Here is a 17,184-nt window from a genome sequence, read left to right as displayed (position 1 = left end):
TACAAAAGGTTGTACAAAAGGAGATGTTTATGTTGAAAAACATGTATGGCGTAGAAATGAATCCCCCAAATAATAAACTACCTGGCTTCATGGCCCAGATAGTGAAAAAGACAGCCGAACTTGCAAAAGTGTTTGATCGAGATAAACAGCTCGTTATTCTAAATGATCGTGAAGAAGCTGTTGCTCTTCAGAAATACTACATTTCAAAAAATATATTTCAAGAGTTCTACTCACTTCTATACCTTTCTCCAAACACAGAAATAACTCCCTCTTTTTCAGATTATGGCTTTGTTTCTCAAAACAATGAGTATTTTCTTTATAAAAAGATGATCTCCTGCTTCACTATAAGGAACGGAGAGCAGTCGCAAATCGAAATGGCGATTCTTCAAATGGAAGAGCATTTAATATGCAAAGAGGGTGAACTCTTTTTTGTTGATCATATGTCCATTGAACTAATGGAGGGTATTGCTCGAGCTTATAACATTGAACTTACATTTTTGGTTGAATAACACCTCGACAAACGAAAAGAAAACGGTTAAAATAAGAAAGGACTTATCGTACATACCACGCAAGTTAGAAAAATTTATGATTTAACCATGCAACAGCTATTTTACGGGTATACTGATAAAGAGTGCATGGATAGGGAGGTATTCCAAATGGGGTTAGCAATTATTTTTGCAATCGTTACGTTATTTTGCGTATGGGGCGTATTCCGTTCTCTTCGTGAAAAGAACTTTATGGGCCTTGCCTTTGCAGGATTAACAGTGCTTGTATTCGGCGCCTTTACTGTTGCCACAATGATCGATATACTTTTCGGATCTGGGGGCGGCGGAGGCCACTAAAAAAACAGCCTAAATGGCTGTTTTTTTATTTTGAAGAAAAATGAAAAGAATAAGCTTATGAACCTGTCACAGTATAGCAAAACAACCAGTAATCAACTAAATGATGACAGGCACTTATTCTAAGTGCCTGTTTACCGAATCAAGTTTATCATCCATCTTAACCTTTTTATCACGACGATCATCTATACGAAGGTTAGTAGCGACACGCTCTATCCCCGCTTGAAAAGGTGCTTCATGTATGGCATGGACCACCTCGAGAAGATCTGCTATTTCCCCTTCAATTAGAGTGCTCATTGGTGTTAACCTATAAGTAACTCGATCTGAATAAGATTCAAGAATTTTCTGTACCTCAGCTACATATTTGCTGACACTAGGAGTTTCTGTACCAATCGGAATAACCGTCACGTCTACAATTGCCATTATTTATTTCCTCCTTTGACTTCTAATAACTGCATCTTTCGATTATAGAAAAAGCGGTATGTAACTAACGATATAATCATCGCACATATGGAAACGGATGAGAAGATGCTTATCGATATTACAATTTGATATCGTATAGCTTCAATGGGCGAAGCGCCACCTAGAATAAGTCCTGTCATCATACCGGGCAATTGTACAAGACCAATCGTTTTTAATCCATCTACGTTAGGGATCATAGCCGCACGAATTGTTTTCCTTATGATCATTTGAGAAGCTTGTGATGAATTTGCCCCAAGTGACAACGCTGCAAGAATTTTCCCTTTGCTATCATGAAACTCATTTTTCATTCTCTCAAATGCTAGACCTGTTGCAACCATACTATTACCAATAATCATTCCACTCATTGGAATGACTTGTTCTGATTTAAATGGAATGATATCAAAAATAATCCATAGTGAGAGAACAAACACTTCAATCAATATGAGAGAACAAAGAGATAGCAAAAAGGCATAGGGTATACCCTTTCCTCTTTTGGCAGCTTGTAGAGAAGCAATGACCAGCATAACCGCTACCCAAAGTCCTATTCCCTGCCAATCAGGCATTGAAAACAAAAAAGTAAGAATGTAGCCTATAAAAAATAATTGAACTACCCCACGTAAGGAGGACCAAATCGCGGATTTGCCAATTCCTAGTGAAAATAAATAAGAAAGAGACACGGGGATCATGACAAAGAGAATCATCGTTAGTAAAGATAGATTTGATATTTCAGTCATCGGTTATCCTTCCAAAAAATGCTTTAAAGCATCTGATTTAGGCGATTGAAACATTTTTTTCGTTTCTCCTTGTTCTTCAATCTTCCCTTCATTCATAAAGAGAGTGTATGAACCAAGCCTCTTCGCCTGCTTTAGATCATGTGTAATCATTAGAATTGTCTTCCCTTCTTCATTCACAAGTGTATGTAACAATTCTTCCATCCAATCAACTGTACGCATATCAAGCGCACTAGTCACCTCGTCTAATAACAACACCTCAGGATTATTAGCAAGCGTTCTCGCAAATGCCACTCTTTGCTCTTCACCACCAGATAAATTTTCCACATCCTTTGTTAAAAAATCACGAGGCAATTGAACTTTCTCTAAAAGTTGAATGCCCATTTTTTCATTCCATTTCTTTTCTAGAAGCGGTCCAAACTTTAAATTATCTTCAATTGTTCCATTAAATAAGTGGGCCTGTTGAAAGACCATCCCAATATTTCGACGTAGCTGACTGATTGGAAATTCATCTAGCTTCTTTCCTTTAAAGAGAATTTCACCTCTATCAGGATCCTCTAATCGGTTTAGTAACATCAATAAGCTACTTTTTCCAGCGCCTGAAGGACCGATGATCGTTGTTAATGATCCTTCTAGCATATCAAAATGAATATCTGACACACGTTCATTATTCACATTTTTCACTTCAATTATTTTATTCATGAGACGACCTTTCCTTACTGTAAATTAACACCATTATTCTATCATGCATTGATGACCTATGATAAGAAAGTGCATTTCGTGTATAGCTTATGTATTTTCGACCTTCTCATCCTAAAAGACACCCCCCAAATAAAAAACTCTGCGCAGTGCAGAGCTATTGTTTCATTCCACTTATTAGCTTTTGCCTATGAGCAGAGTGGTTCGTAGGTCCAATTCCATTACCTATAGAAAGAGAATTCGCAATGGCTGCTGTAATAAATTCTTTTGCAGTTGAGACCGCCTCTTGTATTGTTCGTCCTTTCGCAAGCTCTGCAGTTATGCAAGCAGAGAAGGTACATCCCGTTCCATGAGTATGTTTTGTATCAATACGTTTAGACTCATAGTGATAAAAACGTTGGTTCGCATACAAAACATCTATCGAAGTTTCTCCATCCATATGTCCGCCTTTAACAAGGACAGCCTTTGCACCAAAGTGTTGTAATGCCGCTGCAGCTTCTTCCATTTCTCGAACTGAAGTAATTGAGTCGCCACCTAATAACTCCGAAGCTTCAGGAATATTTGGTGTAATAATAGTACCAAGAGGAATGAGTTCTTCCTTCATGGCACGAATCGCCTCTTTTTGAAGGAGTGATGCTCCTCCCTTCGCAATCATAACAGGATCAATCACAAGGTTTGGCACCTGGTATTCTCTTATCTTCTCAGCAACGCCCAAAATAATATCACTAGAGAAAAGCATACCAGTTTTCACAGCATCTGTTCCAATATCCGATAGCACAGCATCTAACTGAGATTGAACCGCTTCTATAGATTGGGGATAAACATTGTGAACCCCTAGAGTATTTTGCGCTGTAAGTGCCGTTATGGCACTCATCCCAAACACTTCCCGCTCTTGAAATGTTTTTAAATCGGCCTGAATACCAGCTCCTCCCCCACTATCAGATCCAGCTATCGTAAGTGCTTTACGCATAAAACTCACTCCTTCATTATATAACCTGGAAACGATCAGGTCGAAATTGACCGAGCCCTAATTCACTAACACTTCCATCGATTTCATCAGCTACAATCTTTGCTGTAACAGGACTAAGTAAGATTCCGTTCCGATAATGACCAGTGGCTAAAATAACCTTAGGTTTATGATCTAGCTTTCCGATAATAGGAAAGCCATCTTGAGTAGCAGGTCTTAACCCCGCCCACTTATGAAATGGATTTTTCTGCTGTAAGGCAGGCATCACTTGCTTACTCCATTTCTCAAGTCTTCCTACACCATGTTCCGTAACAGCTGTATCAAAACCAGCGATGTCCTCCGAAGCACCAGCAACAACTGATCCATTTGCTTTCGCTACAAGATAGCCTTGACTCGTAAAAATAATGTGATTGAGAGATGGGGCTTCATATGCGCAAATTTGTCCTCGTATTGGATAAATTGGCAACGTCAAACCAAGTGCTTCCTCCCAGTACATCGACCATGCTCCTGCAGCAAGAACAACTCGATCGCTTTCGATTTGTTGACCTTTTACCACAACGTTATTCTCTTCAAACGTCGCCTCTCCCGCATTCTCTATCACCCGAACACCTAACTTGCGACAAGCATCTAAAAGTGCTGAGACGTAGCCAGGAGCATAAATATGTGACTCTTCTGGACACCATAATGCTGCAACAACATCTTGAGAAAGGCCTGGCTCTTTCACTCTTACTTCGTCAGCATTTAATATTGTAGATTCAACGTTAAACTTACGTTGCCAGGCCTGCTTTGTCTCAAGAGACAGCCGATCAGCCTCATGATAGATACAATAAAGACTGCCGCTCTCGCAATATTCAAAATCAACCTCTGAATTCTGTTTAATTTCTTCCTGCCATTTCGGGAAAAGCTTTAAACTATGTTGGCAAAGCCTGAAAAAATCATCTGGATCTTCTTCAATTTCCGAATAAGGCGCAAGCATGCCTGCAGCTGCACCTGAAGCTTGCCCCCCACACTTATGAGCTTCTACTACAGTCGTTTCATGTCCCCTCGTACGGCATTCATATGCTATGGAGAGACCAATCACACCGCCTCCTACAACCGTAATGTTAGCCATGATCGCCCTCCTTCTATTAATTTCGTACCGGACTACTTGCAGTGGCGTACTTCTTTTTAGGAATTCTTCCTGCAACGTAAGACAATCTTCCTGCTCTAATAGCCAACTTAACTGACTCAGCCATCATGACAGGGTTTCTCGCTTTCGCTATGGCTGTATTAAGGAGGACTCCATCTGCCCCAAGCTCCATCGCTTGTGTTACATCAGATGCATGTCCAAGACCCGCATCGACTATGACTGGTACCTTCAGTTGTTCTGTAATTAGTTCAATATTGTATGGATTTAAGATGCCGAGACCAGTTCCAATAGGAGATCCCCCTGGCATGACAGCCGCTGCACCTGCTTCTTGTAGTCGATAGCAAAGTGCTGGATCATCAGAAGTATACGGTAAAACAACAAAACCTTCTTTAGCAAGAACCTCTGTAGCTTTCAAGGTTTCCACCGGATCAGGGATTAGCATTTTTTCATCTCGACTAACTTCGATTTTTATCCAATCACTTAAGCCAGATGCTTTTGCTAAACGAGCGATGCGAATGGCTTCTTCAGCAGTCGTAGCACCGGAAGTATTGGGCAAATAGTGAAATGATTGATTCTCGATGTGCTGTAAGATCGCATCTTCATTTGGTGCAGTAAGATTCACTCTTCGAATAGCAAATGTGAGAACTTCTGCTTCAGAAGCTTCAATTGCTTTATTTTGAACATATGGATTTGGATATCTTCCCGTGCCAAGAAACAAGCGGGAAGAAAGTTCTTTACCAGATATTGTTAATTTATCATTCATTCGGTCAACCCCCTCCTACAAAGTGGACAAGTTCAATTTTCATTCCTTCTTTTACTTCTGTATCGATCCATTCCGAGCGATCAATAATTGTTCCATTAACTTCAGTGACAACCAACCCTTCTTGCAAGCCAAAATGAGTAACAACTTCTTTTAATGTTGCCACTTCTAAATCATGCTGCTCTCCATTAACTAGTAATGTCACTTGGGAATCACCTCTTTTTGAATGGATTTAATAAATGCTTCGCACGTGCCTTTAATATCGGCACTACCAACTACTTCACTAATGACACATACTCTAGAAGCACCTGAATGGAGGACGTCCGAAACATTATGCAATTTGATGCCGCCGATGGCTACAAACGGAATAGATATTTCTGCTGCAACTTCTTTGAGATAGTCAGTTGTTACTGGATCAACAACATCGCTTTTGCTATTTGTGGGAAAGACTGGCCCAGCCCCAATGTAATCAGCACCACGCTGCTCTGCTTCACGCGCTTCTTCGATTCGATGTGTGGAGATACCTATGATCTTATTAGGTCCAACAATCTTCCTTGCTACCTCTAAAGGTAAATCATCCTGACCGAGATGAATGCCATCAGCATCAACGGCTAGCGCAATATCAATGTGATCATTCACAATAAAAGGAACTTCATATTTTTGTGTTAGCTCCTTTAATCTCAAAGCTTTTTCTAGTACAACCTTTTTAGAATTCGTCTTATCACGCAATTGAATAATATCAGTACCACCTTGTATCGCTTGCTCCATTACCTCAACTAGGTCTCGATCAGGGTGGAATTCTTCCCCTGTAATGACGTATAATTTAAAATCCTTCATTATTTACCTCCTCTAATACTTTTAACCTTAAGCCTATGTTAACGAGCTTTGTTGATTTTCGGCTCAATTACGCTCTGTGATAACCAATCGCTTCGAGCTAAAAATCGAGAATCAAGAGTATAAGCTACCACCGTAAACGCTTAAAAACGATTAACATAAAACACACTAAAAAACCCCATTCCGCGTAAGGAATGGGGGTAGTAATACGTAATCAATACTGCTACCGACTTCCCTACGCTGGTATCAACCAGATCAGGTTCAAGGGTAAAAGAAATGACGGTTTCTTTTTCTCAGCCTTCCCTTACATGAAGGCACCCCTAGTCTTTGGAATTATGAAATTAAGTTTATTATGACAAAGAAGTGATTAAAAAACAAGCCACTAACCTACATATACAGAGAAGAAAGGAAAATCCCTAATGTATCTTGGTAAATAGTGTTGAAATCAGAAGTAGGCAAAGGACTTTCCCCTTTTCCAATTTCTACGGTAAAACCCGGTCTTCTAAAGTCTTGAATAAACCAATCCTTGTATCCAGCGAAACTATCAACATAGCGAACTGCTCGATAACCGCTCAGTCGCGAAAATTCTCTCACCAAGATTTCTGACTCAGGAGGTTCAAGTCCTTCGAAACCCCAAAAGATCACTTCACCTTGAGAATGAAATGCTAGCGCACGATCAAATTTCTTTCTTCTCGTCAGGTCTGCGATCGCTATTGCTTCTGGCTCTGTAAGCGGTGCTTTTCCCGGGTAATTTCTTGGAGAAGGTTTTGTTGGTTTTCGTTCAGCTTCTATTTCCCATTTAGCAGGATACTGATTGTTTAAATCAACTCCCCTAATGTTCGCCTTCCATCTGTTAAATTGTTCACTTCCATTATTAATTTGATCCGCCAATGAGCGGTAAGGTTCTTCTTCAGGTAATCCATTAATGACAAGATCCACTCCATCTGGGTTTACCATGGGTACAAGAGAGAGAGAAGTCGTTTCATATAGAGATGGGAGGTAAACACCGCTCAATCTCTGACTATTCGTCAATTCACGAGAATAATCATCTACAAATTTCATAATGAGAGTTGAGGTTAACCATTCATTAGCATGAAATGCTCCATTCATATGAACTTTTTTCTTTCCTGTTCCCACTACTAGTTCTGGGATTGGCTTTTCCATGACAGATTCGCCAATGATGGATCGTTTAATAAATGGATAAACAGCAAGTATTTTTCGAATATCATTAACAAGGGTTTGATAATCGTAATTTTGATTTGGGTTAATGAGTGACCACGTTACACGAATCGGTATATTCACTTTTTCTCCTGGTTGTAACGAAAAAGGATTCGAATCGTTTAGCAAAAGAACACCATCTAGGGGTGTTCCGTACCATCCTGCTATTTTCCATAATGTATCTCCTGGCTTAATGGTATAACTTTTCGTGACAAACCCAGGGATCTGAATTTGTTCTCCGACTATAAGTTGATCAGGATTCTCAAGATTATTACTATCTAATATTAATCGAAGTGGAATTTGAAACACTCGGCTATATTTCCAAAGGCTATCCCCACTCTTCACCCTAATTTTCATGTCATACCCTCCCACATTTCATATCCTTCTTACAATGATATGAAATAATGAGTGATGCATATGCTACATAATTAGGACATATTAGCCTTATTGCTCGCCTCAGAAAAAGTTCATTACAATACAAAAACCCCACCTAATATCCAAGGTGGGGTTTGCATCTTTCATGCTATTTTTCTATTTCTGTATTCTCTTGTTGCTCATCATGCTTGCCTAAGAAACGTAGAAGGTCTCCATAAACGATTTTATCTGAGTAGGCAAGATCAGTTTTTGCCTTCTCCATGTATGGTTCACAGGCCGATTTATCCGTTTCTTCTCCTGTTTCTTTGTCATAACAGACATTTTTAGTGTATAGATTATTTTCAGTAATGAAGCTTCCATCGCGAAGGATAGTGAAATTATCCTGTTCTTTTGCAAAAAGATCGTTACCAAATTTAATCATATCCTTCGTATCAATACCAAGCAGGTGCATAATTGTCGGTTTCAAATCAATTTGACCACCGACCTGTTCCATCACTTCCCCTTCTTGGCCAGGAATATGAACAACGAGCGGAACTTTTTGAAGCTCCGTGGATTCAAATGGTGTGATTTCTTTGCCTAAGAATTCTCCCATAGCTTTGTTATGGTTCTCAGAAATTCCATAGTGATCACCGTACATGACGAAGATCGAATCTTCATAAAGTCCTTCTTCTTTCATTCGCTCAAAGAATTTCTTTAGAGCTTCATCTTGATATCGAACCGTAGTGAAATATCTGTTAACAGTTCCATCATCTGAAGTCCACTCTGGAATATATTCATCCTCTGATTCAAGTGTAAAAGGAAAGTGGTTTGTTAATGTAATGTATTTAGCATAGTAAGGTTCCGGTAGCGTTTCTAAATATTTAATGGATTGATCAAAGAAATATTCATCTTTCAATCCCCATCCGATTGAATTATCAGGCGTTACTGTAAAATCATTAATGTCATAGAACTTATCGTATTTAAGGGAGTCATACATAACGTCACGGTTCCAGAAGCTTTTGTTATTCGCATGGAAGACAGCGTTATAGTATCCATTCTCACTTAATATTTCTGGTGATGCATTGTATTCGTTCCCTGAATGGGTAAAGAATACAGCTCCACTTGGAAGTCCATATAATGAATTCTCAAGAATAAATTCGGAGTCAGAAGTTTTACCCTGAGCTGTTTGATGATAGAAATTCGGGAAATAATAACTTTCATCTATAAGATCATTTAAGAAAGGCGTAATTTCTTCTCCATCCACTTCTTCATTCACTACAAAACTCTGTGTGGATTCTAACGATACAAGGATGATGTTTTTCCCTTCAGCTTCACCAAACATTTCAGGATTTGGCTCAACGTGATTAGCTTTTACATAGTTTTCAATATCTACGATCTCACTGCCATCCGCAAATGCTCGCTGTGCTTTTGCTTTGGACTGAAGAACAGCGTCATACACGTGATAGTTATAAGTACCAATATATTTTATGAGCATTTCACGATCAAACGTACGAGTTAAAAGCTGAGGGCGTTCTGTTTCTGCAAGCCCAACATTAACAGCAAAAAGAGCTATAGCGCTAGCAAATACAATAGCAATTTCTTTCTTCTTAACCATGTACGCCTTCGTTTTTCTTACGAAAAGGAAAACTGCCAGAATAATAATATCTACAAAGAGCAAGAAATCAAAACCGCTTACAAGTTCAGCAATACTATTACCAAGCTCCCCCATATTATTCGTTTGAAACAACAATGGTATTGTTATAAAATCAGTAAATTCACGGTAGTATACGACGTTTGCAAATAGGATAAATGAGCCAATAAAATTAATGACCAGTAGTACTCTGTTGCGATACTTTGGTGAGGCAAATAGGGCAAAACCGAGGAATAGCAATACAGAACTAATTGGGTTTAGCAGTAATATAAACCCTTCCATTTTATTTTCAGGTTCAATGTTGAAAGCAAATTCGTACACCAAATACGTTTTTAACCACAGCATAAAGGCTACGATTAGGAAAAAAGAATACTTATTTTGTAGCTTTTTCATGTTTTCTTAGTACCTCCTTAGTTGAATATAAGGAAAAGCTACCATTACTTTCTACGACCATACATAATCGCTATGATAGTATGTTTTCGAAATTTAATCAACTAACTTTTGTCCTTATTTTAGTATTTCTTTCACAATTATTTTGATTCTGAGCTTCCTGTCTGTTAGTAATAACGAATGAAATGGACAAAAAGTTTCATTTGGGCAATTTTTTTACAAAAAAAAAGAAAAGATCGAACTTAACTGATCTTTTCTTCCCTTGTTATAGCAGGCTGAAACATGAAAAACCAGGACTATTTCATCAATTTCGTTTTTGCGAGCCACGCTCCTCCTATTACGCCAGCATCATTGCCGAGTGTGGCAATTGCAAAATCCGCACCTTTTCTAACTCTTGGCAATGCATATTTTTCAAATTGTTTTTTTAAGGGGGTAAGAAGCGCTTCGCCTGCTTTTGATACGCCCCCACCTATTACAATTTTAGAAGGATTCAAAGAATTAGCCAGGTTGGCAATCGCAAGTCCTAGATGGAAAGTTACATTATTCACTACTTCAACAGCATATGGATCCTGGGCCTCAGCGCCTTCAAAAATATCACGAGAAGTAATTTCACTCTTTTCTTGATAAATATGATATAGGACACTGTCCTGATGTGACATAAGTTTTTCCATCGCAATACGAACAACACCAGTCGCTGAGGCTACTGTTTCAAGGCAGCCTGTTTTGCCACAATTGCATTGCGCTCCACCATCAGGGATGGATGTAATATGACCTATTTCCCCCGCCATGCCATTCGTTCCATGAATGATTGTTCCATTCGTAATAATGCCTCCGCCTACTCCAGTCCCTAGCGTGACGCATAGTAAATCACGTGCTCCATCCCCTGCGCCACGCCACATTTCACCAAGAGCAGCAATGTTCGCATCGTTATCAATAATAACTGGTAACCCTGTTTCAACTTCAAGCTTGTCTTTTAAAGGAAAGTCTCGCCATCCAATGTTTACTGCGTGGTAAATAAATCCTGAATCCATTTCAATGAAACCTGGAGCTCCCATACCGATACCAGAAAACTTCTTTCTGCTAACATTCATTTCTTCCATCTTATCATCAATAGCACGAGCTATGTGAGTTGTGATATGACGACCAGCTTCCGATTTATCAGTAGGAATTTCCCATTTACTAATAATTTCACCATAAAAATCAAGGAATGAAAGCTTGATAGTTGTTCCACCTAAATCAACACCAATGAGCCATTTTTCTTCTTTCATCTTAATCCACCTTTCGCAAGTAACACTCTATTTCAGAGGAAAACCTTTCTTTTCAAGAAATTTCTTCATATACGTTCGAACAGGGGTCGCTAATTTATGTGCCATCATAGAAGTCCATCCTGCTGATCGTTGACCTCCCGTTCGATTCGTGTAGTAACCTGAAATAACTTCATCATATTCGTTTAACCCTTCTTTAAATGCATTTGCATCATGCTCATATTCATCAATATGATAGATGTTATTTAGAGGTAATCGTGGTTTTACATCTGGATCCTGATCGGGATATCCAACACAAAGTCCAAATAAAGGAATAACAAATTGAGGAAGATTCAATACTTCACTCACTTTTTCAAGGTCGTTCCGAATGCCACCAATATAGCAAATACCTAGTCCCATTGACTCTGCTGCTATGCTGGCGTTTTGTGCAGCAAGCGCTGCATCTATTAATCCTACCATGAACTTTTCAGTTGTTTGCGTCGTTTCCGTTACATCTGTCCCATGCATTTCAGCTGTTGCATGGTGGCGATTGAAATCTGCACAAAAAACAAAGAAGTGACCATTCTTTTCAACATAACTTTGCCCACCAGCTAATTCAGCAAGCTGCTTTTTCTTTTCTTTATCTTCCACACCAATGATCGAATAAGCTTGTATGTAGCTTGAAGTTGAAGCGGATTGCGCTGCTTTTACTAACGTATGAATTTGCTCTTCCGTTAATGGATTATCTTTAAATGCTCTAATTGAGCGGTGAGCAAGCATCGTTTCAATTGTCTGATTCATGTTTTGTCCCTCTCCTTGCTAATTTCATTTCTTATGATCATTCTGGCGACGAGGTAATCCTCATTCTCGAGAATTTTCATATCGTATAACTCTTGGATCTCGCCTTCCATTAGTTCCAGGTCTCCAAGTCGAGTTCCCGTATAAACAATCATGCCATATTGCTTTAAAAGCTGCTGTATATCATAAAATGTTTTCATTATCTTCACCATTGTTCATTATAGCAATCCCTAGCGCCAAAAAAAATAATTACGCACAAAAAGACCACATCCCATTTAAGAAATGTAGTCTCTTCTTTACATTTTGTAAATAAGCCATTGATATTGGTCGATATTAACGATCTGGATCTTTAGGATGTAATACCGTCGGCCTGCGATTTTTAAGTGGCATAGGTGATCTGAAAATAACATCTCGAAATGCTCGATAAGAAAACGGAATAAACGGCCATAGATAAGGAATATGAAACGATTTTGTACGAATTAAAAGCATTATCCATAGTGTAAATCCTCCAACAAATCCAATTACGCCAAAAGCTGCGGTCAAAACGAGCAGTAAGAGACGAAAAAGTCGATTGGCAAGACTTAATTCATAGGATGGTGTTGCGAATGTCCCCATTGCTGCAAGGGCCAAATATAAAATGACCTCATTAATAAACAGTCCTACCTCTACTGCTACTTGTCCAATCAAGATGGCCGATACAAGACCAAGCGCAGTCGCAAGGGAGGTTGGAGTATGAATGGTTGCCATCCTGAGTATATCAATCCCTATTTCTATAAGTAAAAATTGAACGAACAGAGGCAATGTCCCGTTTTGATCTACCCCAATAAACTGCATATTTGAACCTAGTAACCGTGGGTTTGTAGCAAATAAATACCATAGCGGCAAAATGAAAATTCCGATCCAAACGGCTATAAAACGAACAAGTCTCAAATATCCGCCAACAAGCGGCTTTTGCCTGTACTCTTCAGCATGTTGCAGATGATGCCAGAAAGTAGTAGGTGTAATAAGCACACTGGGCGATCCATCTACAAAAATCAATACGTGACCTTCATAAAGGTGAATAGCTGCTGTATCGGGACGCTCTGTGTACCTCACAAGAGGATAAGGATTTAAATGTCTTCCACAAATAAACTCTTCAATCGTCTTTTCGCCCATCGGTAAGCCATCTGTATCAATGTTACTAACAGAATCCTTAATTCTATTTACGATTTCAGGATCAGCAATATCTTCAATATAACTAATACAAATGTCTGTTTTGGACCTTCTACCTACTTGCATATATTCCATTCTTAACGTTTTATCTCTCACTCTTCTTCTCGTTAGTGATGTATTGAATACGATTGTTTCTACAAAGCCATCTCTCGCGCCCCTTGTTACACGCTCCAAATCTGGTTCCTGTGGTCCTCTGACCGGGTACGTTCTTGCATCGATCATAATAACTTCGCTCATACCTTCTACAATAAGGGCAGTTGGACCAGCAAGCACTAAATCCATTACAACATCAAGATCCTTTTGTCGATCAATTTCAACGTATGGGATATGTACTTTCATGAGCTTCTCAAGTGGATCAGGATCAAGTTGGGAAGGTTCAAGTCTTGATAGTAACTTCATAAGATAGTGAAGAATATCATCTTTGACAAAGCCATCGATTAAAAACATCGCCATTTTTCTACCTGCGTAATCAAGATCTAACTGAATAACATCAAAACTTTTCCCAACACCTAATTCCTTATGAAGGAAATCGATATTTTCCTCAAATGAACGACTAACGGGATGAATGATCTTTTTTTGAGACATAGTTCCCCCTCCTCCTTTCCATCATTCACCATTCTTACATTATGCATACCTCATTGGAAAATTGGGCATAGAAAAACCAGCCTTTTAAGAAAGGCTGGTTTTCTCATTCAATCGATCATTTCCGATAAGAGGTACTGATAAATTAAATGTGCTGTATGAAGCATTGAATCCTGATGTGTTCGCTCATATGCGTGGGAAGCATCAATACCAGGACCAATAAGCGCATGACGAACATCCACTCCTGCCCGAATGGCAGCTGATGCATCTGACCCATAATAAGGATAAATGTCGAGTTTATACTCAATCTTATTTTCCTCTGCAAGCTTCACAAGATGTTTACGTAAGCGATAATGATATGGACCGCTTGAATCTTTGGCACAGATCGAAACCGTATATTCATCAGAAGTTTGTCCATCTCCAAGTGCTCCCATATCCACAGCTATGTATTCGATGGTTTGATCAGGGATATTGGAATTACCACCATAACCAATTTCTTCATTATTCGAAATTAGAAAATGCGTCGTATGTGGAAGCCTGATGTTGTTTTCTTTTAGTTTCTTAATGTTTGCAAGAAGAAGAGCTACACTAGCTTTATCATCCAAATGGCGTGATTTGATAAATCCAGAATCGGTAATTTGGACACGAGGGTCAAAAGAAATAAAGTCACCAACACTCACTCCCAATTTCATGACATCTTCAGGATTAGAGACACGCTCATCAAGACGCACTTCCATGTTCTGTTCGTCTCGTTTGACCTCCCCGTTGTTTTTATAAACATGAACAGAGGTTTGGTGTAAAAGAATCGTTCCAGTAAAACGCTTGCCATCTCCGGTGATAATCTCACAGTACTCACCTTCAATTGCATTAAATCGAAAACCACCAATTAAAGATAAGCGCAGGCGACCATCACTCTTAATTTCTTTCACCATCGCTCCCAATGTATCAACATGAGCTGTTAACATCCGTTGACGCGACGAATCTGACCCTTCAATAGTAGCAATGAGTCCACCCTTATTATTTCGTTTAGTCTCTACTCCAAGCTCTTGCATTCTCCCCTCAACCCAACTAATGACTTCATCAGTGTAACCAGATGGGCTTGGAATACTAACTAATTCTTTCGTAGTTTGTAGAAGTTCTTCTGCATGAAATAAATCACTCATTGATTTCATCCTCTCAAATTGAATTAATTGGAAAAGCAAACGAATCCTTCTTCATATTTCAGTTAACTATCACATACATATGATGACAAGCTTACTCATTTGGAGGTATCGGGATGATCAAAAGAATTCACTACGTTATCATGCTAGGTATGATTGGTTTTTTTGCGCTCATCCTTGTTAACACTAGTAGTAATCCTGTTAGGGAATCATTTACGTATTTCCCACCTGATCCAGACGTCACATTTGATTCAGCAAGTACATCTCTTACTATTCTAACGCAGGACGATGAAGATGAATACACATTGGATTGGAAGACAGAATCAAGTCTTTCTGAAGTGGCTTACCTTCGTCAAGATTTATCATTTCTCTATGAAGAAGGTCGCCTGATTGATTCAATGTCAATTTGGAAAGAAAATACGGCTACACTTCGTCAAAAAAAAGAATCTACAAGTGAAGATAGCGGACATTATGAAGCGATTACCTACCATTATGGAGAAATCCATTACCCTAATGATGTCATTAAAAGTGCCCAGCAATTGAGTTATGACCAACTTTACGTCATTGACTCTCCGATGACACCACTTGAATCTTTTAAAGAGGCTTCAAGTGAAGAAGAAAAAGAGTGGCAATACATTCTCGATCATGCCATGGATCAACAAGCCCAGTTGGTTTTCAAAGCTATGGTAACAGAATATAATCTTCATCCTGAAGACTATTATATTTTCCCGCTAACCTCGTTAGATCAATATCAACAGCGAACGCTCCCAGGACTATCTCAGAAACAGACTGCTGATACGATCGGAGGTATTTGGGAAGGTCTATACAAAAACTATTTCCTTGGCATAATTCCTCCTAATGGCCCGACAGAATCACCTATTGGCAGTACAATTCCAATCATATTGCTTCATAAACATTCACCATATTTACTCATCCTATTCCAAACGAAAAGTGGAAAGAACATTGAGCTTATTCAATACCTTAACGAGCCTATATTAGAGCCACAAGATACTGAAGAATAAAGAAAGTATTAATTGATTAATACTTTCTTCAGTTCCTCATAAGTCAATATTTCTGGAATATCTTTCCGAATTGAGTGGTCAACAGCTTCATTCCTGGAATTAAAATATATTGCATCAAAGCCTGCTTCTATAGCAGGCTTAATGTCATGATCCCATGTATCCCCTATGTAAAGATAATGCCCCATACTTCCAAGAACATATTGAAATATGTCAACGTCTGGCTTTTCAATCCCTACAGTTTCTGAAATGTAAATATTCTCACGAGGGATCCATTGAAGCAATTGAAGAGCTTTAATTTTTGCTAGCTGTGTTTCCTGCCCACCATTTGTAATAATGCCTAGCTCTATTCCACTATCCCTCAAAGTAGATAGAATAGAGGAAACCCCGTCATATAATTCAGCGAAGGAGGCAACTTTAGATTGATATTCTCTTTGGAACTCTAACGCTTCCTCCTCAGAGCAAGTTAAGTTAAAATAGTCATTCGTTTTACAAAATCGCTTCACCTGGTACCGTTCTCTTGACCATCTACCTTCTTCATAGGCATTCCAATATTGATCGCAATTAGATTTGAATACATTAAACCACTGCTCAACTGAAACAGATGTACTTTTATTTAGCAACATTTTTTCTGCACAATACAAAATGGTTTTTTTAAAGGCCTTTTCATGATCATAAAGAGTGTTATCTAAATCAAAGTAGATGTGTGTCCACTTCATATAAAGCTCCCCCAGTCTCCGGTTAATCAAACGATTCCTGATTGTCTTCCCCCCTATTCTAACCTTTTCAATTTTTAGAAGAAAGCTTTGTTAACTTATATTGTTGATTCTCGACTTTTGCCTCATTCGAGTGGTCATCACAGAACATAAATGAGCCAAAATCAACTGCGCGCATTAACATACCCTAGAACAAAGAAAAACCTCCACCGGTGAGGTAGAGGTTAAGATAGAAAAGAGCTAAAAAGTTTGTTACGTAAACCTGGAAATTTCAACGAATTTCCGACGACAAAGCGCCTTATCACCGCGACGCCTAGCAGCCCATTTAATAATCGGTATCGGTATTCATACAACACGACTACTAAAGATAATAGAACAAGAACCTTCGTTATTTTCATCATTCTCCTCCTGAAACTGTA

General features: G+C 38.9%; 20 protein-coding genes and 1 riboswitch. Of the genes, 3 read left to right on the top strand and 17 right to left on the bottom strand.

Annotation, left to right across the window (positions count from 1 at the left end; all coding sequences use genetic code 11):
• Positions 1 to 29 precede the first annotated feature (29 nt).
• Positions 30 to 509, top strand: coding sequence for a hypothetical protein (locus Q4550_RS04475; protein WP_303530644.1), 480 nt, complete (start codon positions 30 to 32; stop codon positions 507 to 509).
• 147 nt (positions 510 to 656) lie between these two features.
• The gene (locus tag Q4550_RS04470; protein WP_098444211.1) at positions 657 to 842 is read left to right on the top strand and encodes a DUF2759 domain-containing protein; all 186 of its coding nucleotides are present in this window, start codon (positions 657 to 659) and stop codon (positions 840 to 842) included.
• 114 nt (positions 843 to 956) lie between these two features.
• Here Q4550_RS04470 and Q4550_RS04465 read toward each other — a convergent pair whose 3' ends face one another.
• From Q4550_RS04465 to Q4550_RS04395, 15 genes are all read right to left on the bottom strand, one after another.
• Positions 957 to 1,262: an MTH1187 family thiamine-binding protein gene (locus tag Q4550_RS04465; RefSeq protein WP_194222151.1), complete on the bottom strand. Its 306-nt coding sequence runs from the start codon at positions 1,260 to 1,262 to the stop codon at positions 957 to 959.
• A complete protein-coding gene (locus Q4550_RS04460; protein ID WP_283153991.1) occupies positions 1,262 to 2,035 on the bottom strand; it encodes an ABC transporter permease in 774 nt (257 codons plus the stop codon). The genes Q4550_RS04465 and Q4550_RS04460 overlap by 1 nt, the downstream gene beginning before the upstream one ends.
• Before the next feature lie 3 nt (positions 2,036 to 2,038).
• The gene (locus Q4550_RS04455) at positions 2,039 to 2,734 is read right to left on the bottom strand and encodes an ABC transporter ATP-binding protein (protein WP_303530640.1); all 696 of its coding nucleotides are present in this window, start codon (positions 2,732 to 2,734) and stop codon (positions 2,039 to 2,041) included.
• A gap of 154 nt (positions 2,735 to 2,888) precedes the next feature.
• A complete protein-coding gene (gene thiD, locus Q4550_RS04450; protein WP_303530639.1) occupies positions 2,889 to 3,701 on the bottom strand; it encodes a bifunctional hydroxymethylpyrimidine kinase/phosphomethylpyrimidine kinase in 813 nt (270 codons plus the stop codon).
• A 16-nt stretch (positions 3,702 to 3,717) separates the two neighbouring features.
• Positions 3,718 to 4,809, bottom strand: coding sequence for a glycine oxidase ThiO (thiO, locus tag Q4550_RS04445; RefSeq protein ID WP_306558360.1), 1,092 nt, complete (start codon positions 4,807 to 4,809; stop codon positions 3,718 to 3,720).
• Between the two features lie 16 nt (positions 4,810 to 4,825).
• On the bottom strand, positions 4,826 to 5,590 hold the full coding sequence (locus tag Q4550_RS04440) for a thiazole synthase (protein ID WP_303530637.1): 765 nt from the start codon (positions 5,588 to 5,590) through the stop codon (positions 4,826 to 4,828).
• Positions 5,591 to 5,594: 4 nt separating this feature from the next.
• Complete coding sequence (gene thiS / locus Q4550_RS04435) at positions 5,595 to 5,792, bottom strand: sulfur carrier protein ThiS (RefSeq protein ID WP_194222156.1); 198 nt, start codon at positions 5,790 to 5,792, stop codon at positions 5,595 to 5,597.
• Positions 5,789 to 6,424 carry a thiamine phosphate synthase gene (thiE, locus tag Q4550_RS04430; protein ID WP_303530636.1) on the bottom strand — a complete coding sequence of 212 codons (636 nt, stop codon included), beginning with the start codon at positions 6,422 to 6,424 and terminating at the stop codon, positions 5,789 to 5,791. Before thiE ends, thiS begins: the two co-directional genes overlap by 4 nt.
• A 212-nt stretch (positions 6,425 to 6,636) precedes the next feature.
• A riboswitch (TPP riboswitch) is annotated at positions 6,637 to 6,753 on the bottom strand.
• A gap of 55 nt (positions 6,754 to 6,808) precedes the next feature.
• Positions 6,809 to 7,996: a M14 family metallopeptidase gene (locus Q4550_RS04425; RefSeq protein WP_194222158.1), complete on the bottom strand. Its 1,188-nt coding sequence runs from the start codon at positions 7,994 to 7,996 to the stop codon at positions 6,809 to 6,811.
• A gap of 166 nt (positions 7,997 to 8,162) precedes the next feature.
• Positions 8,163 to 10,037, bottom strand: coding sequence for an LTA synthase family protein (locus tag Q4550_RS04420; RefSeq protein WP_303530634.1), 1,875 nt, complete (start codon positions 10,035 to 10,037; stop codon positions 8,163 to 8,165).
• A gap of 293 nt (positions 10,038 to 10,330) precedes the next feature.
• The gene (locus tag Q4550_RS04415; RefSeq protein WP_303530633.1) at positions 10,331 to 11,302 is read right to left on the bottom strand and encodes an ROK family glucokinase; all 972 of its coding nucleotides are present in this window, start codon (positions 11,300 to 11,302) and stop codon (positions 10,331 to 10,333) included.
• Positions 11,303 to 11,329: 27 nt separating this feature from the next.
• Entirely contained in the window at positions 11,330 to 12,079 is a 750-nt protein-coding gene (gene nfsA / locus Q4550_RS04410; protein ID WP_303530632.1) for an oxygen-insensitive NADPH nitroreductase, read from the bottom strand.
• Complete coding sequence (locus tag Q4550_RS04405) at positions 12,076 to 12,276, bottom strand: YqgQ family protein (RefSeq protein ID WP_303530630.1); 201 nt, start codon at positions 12,274 to 12,276, stop codon at positions 12,076 to 12,078. The genes nfsA and Q4550_RS04405 overlap by 4 nt, the downstream gene beginning before the upstream one ends.
• Before the next feature lie 133 nt (positions 12,277 to 12,409).
• Entirely contained in the window at positions 12,410 to 13,873 is a 1,464-nt protein-coding gene (locus Q4550_RS04400; RefSeq protein ID WP_303530628.1) for a spore germination protein, read from the bottom strand.
• 107 nt (positions 13,874 to 13,980) lie between these two features.
• The gene (locus tag Q4550_RS04395) at positions 13,981 to 15,033 is read right to left on the bottom strand and encodes a M42 family metallopeptidase (RefSeq protein ID WP_303530627.1); all 1,053 of its coding nucleotides are present in this window, start codon (positions 15,031 to 15,033) and stop codon (positions 13,981 to 13,983) included.
• Between the two features lie 113 nt (positions 15,034 to 15,146).
• On the opposite strand from Q4550_RS04395, the gene Q4550_RS04390 reads away from it, so the two are divergent.
• The gene (locus tag Q4550_RS04390; RefSeq protein ID WP_303530626.1) at positions 15,147 to 16,052 is read left to right on the top strand and encodes a hypothetical protein; all 906 of its coding nucleotides are present in this window, start codon (positions 15,147 to 15,149) and stop codon (positions 16,050 to 16,052) included.
• An 8-nt stretch (positions 16,053 to 16,060) separates the two neighbouring features.
• Here the strand turns inward: Q4550_RS04390 and Q4550_RS04385 are convergent, their stop codons facing one another.
• Both Q4550_RS04385 and Q4550_RS04380 read right to left on the bottom strand, forming a co-directional pair.
• Positions 16,061 to 16,768 carry an HAD family hydrolase gene (locus Q4550_RS04385; protein WP_303530625.1) on the bottom strand — a complete coding sequence of 236 codons (708 nt, stop codon included), beginning with the start codon at positions 16,766 to 16,768 and terminating at the stop codon, positions 16,061 to 16,063.
• A 221-nt stretch (positions 16,769 to 16,989) separates the two neighbouring features.
• Positions 16,990 to 17,163: a hypothetical protein gene (locus Q4550_RS04380; RefSeq protein WP_194222167.1), complete on the bottom strand. Its 174-nt coding sequence runs from the start codon at positions 17,161 to 17,163 to the stop codon at positions 16,990 to 16,992.
• Positions 17,164 to 17,184 lie beyond the last annotated feature (21 nt).

It is taken from the genome of Anaerobacillus sp. 1_MG-2023 (genome assembly GCF_030547345.1).
In the GTDB taxonomy this organism is placed as follows: Bacteria; Bacillota; Bacilli; order Bacillales; family Guptibacillaceae; genus Guptibacillus; species Guptibacillus hwajinpoensis_B.
Note: the sequence above shows the minus strand (reverse complement) of the source record. Positions and strands in the feature narration are given on the sequence as shown.

What these genes read in the sequence shown, in the direction of transcription:
- Q4550_RS04475 (WP_303530644.1), top strand. Translation starts at nt 30, where the DNA reads ATGTTGAAAAACATGTATGGCGTAGAAATGAATCCCCCAAATAATAAA.
- Q4550_RS04470 (WP_098444211.1), top strand. Translation starts at nt 657, where the DNA reads ATGGGGTTAGCAATTATTTTTGCAATCGTTACGTTATTTTGCGTATGG.
- Q4550_RS04465 (WP_194222151.1), bottom strand. Translation starts at nt 1,262, where the DNA reads ATGGCAATTGTAGACGTGACGGTTATTCCGATTGGTACAGAAACTCCT.
- Q4550_RS04460 (WP_283153991.1), bottom strand. Translation starts at nt 2,035, where the DNA reads ATGACTGAAATATCAAATCTATCTTTACTAACGATGATTCTCTTTGTC.
- Q4550_RS04455 (WP_303530640.1), bottom strand. Translation starts at nt 2,734, where the DNA reads ATGAATAAAATAATTGAAGTGAAAAATGTGAATAATGAACGTGTGTCA.
- thiD (WP_303530639.1), bottom strand. Translation starts at nt 3,701, where the DNA reads ATGCGTAAAGCACTTACGATAGCTGGATCTGATAGTGGGGGAGGAGCT.
- thiO (WP_306558360.1), bottom strand. Translation starts at nt 4,809, where the DNA reads ATGGCTAACATTACGGTTGTAGGAGGCGGTGTGATTGGTCTCTCCATA.
- Q4550_RS04440 (WP_303530637.1), bottom strand. Translation starts at nt 5,590, where the DNA reads ATGAATGATAAATTAACAATATCTGGTAAAGAACTTTCTTCCCGCTTG.
- thiE (WP_303530636.1), bottom strand. Translation starts at nt 6,424, where the DNA reads ATGAAGGATTTTAAATTATACGTCATTACAGGGGAAGAATTCCACCCT.
- Q4550_RS04425 (WP_194222158.1), bottom strand. Translation starts at nt 7,996, where the DNA reads ATGAAAATTAGGGTGAAGAGTGGGGATAGCCTTTGGAAATATAGCCGA.
- Q4550_RS04420 (WP_303530634.1), bottom strand. Translation starts at nt 10,037, where the DNA reads ATGAAAAAGCTACAAAATAAGTATTCTTTTTTCCTAATCGTAGCCTTT.
- Q4550_RS04415 (WP_303530633.1), bottom strand. Translation starts at nt 11,302, where the DNA reads ATGAAAGAAGAAAAATGGCTCATTGGTGTTGATTTAGGTGGAACAACT.
- nfsA (WP_303530632.1), bottom strand. Translation starts at nt 12,079, where the DNA reads ATGAATCAGACAATTGAAACGATGCTTGCTCACCGCTCAATTAGAGCA.
- Q4550_RS04405 (WP_303530630.1), bottom strand. Translation starts at nt 12,276, where the DNA reads ATGAAAACATTTTATGATATACAGCAGCTTTTAAAGCAATATGGCATG.
- Q4550_RS04400 (WP_303530628.1), bottom strand. Translation starts at nt 13,873, where the DNA reads ATGTCTCAAAAAAAGATCATTCATCCCGTTAGTCGTTCATTTGAGGAA.
- Q4550_RS04395 (WP_303530627.1), bottom strand. Translation starts at nt 15,033, where the DNA reads ATGAGTGATTTATTTCATGCAGAAGAACTTCTACAAACTACGAAAGAA.
- Q4550_RS04390 (WP_303530626.1), top strand. Translation starts at nt 15,147, where the DNA reads ATGATCAAAAGAATTCACTACGTTATCATGCTAGGTATGATTGGTTTT.
- Q4550_RS04385 (WP_303530625.1), bottom strand. Translation starts at nt 16,768, where the DNA reads ATGAAGTGGACACACATCTACTTTGATTTAGATAACACTCTTTATGAT.
- Q4550_RS04380 (WP_194222167.1), bottom strand. Translation starts at nt 17,163, where the DNA reads ATGAAAATAACGAAGGTTCTTGTTCTATTATCTTTAGTAGTCGTGTTG.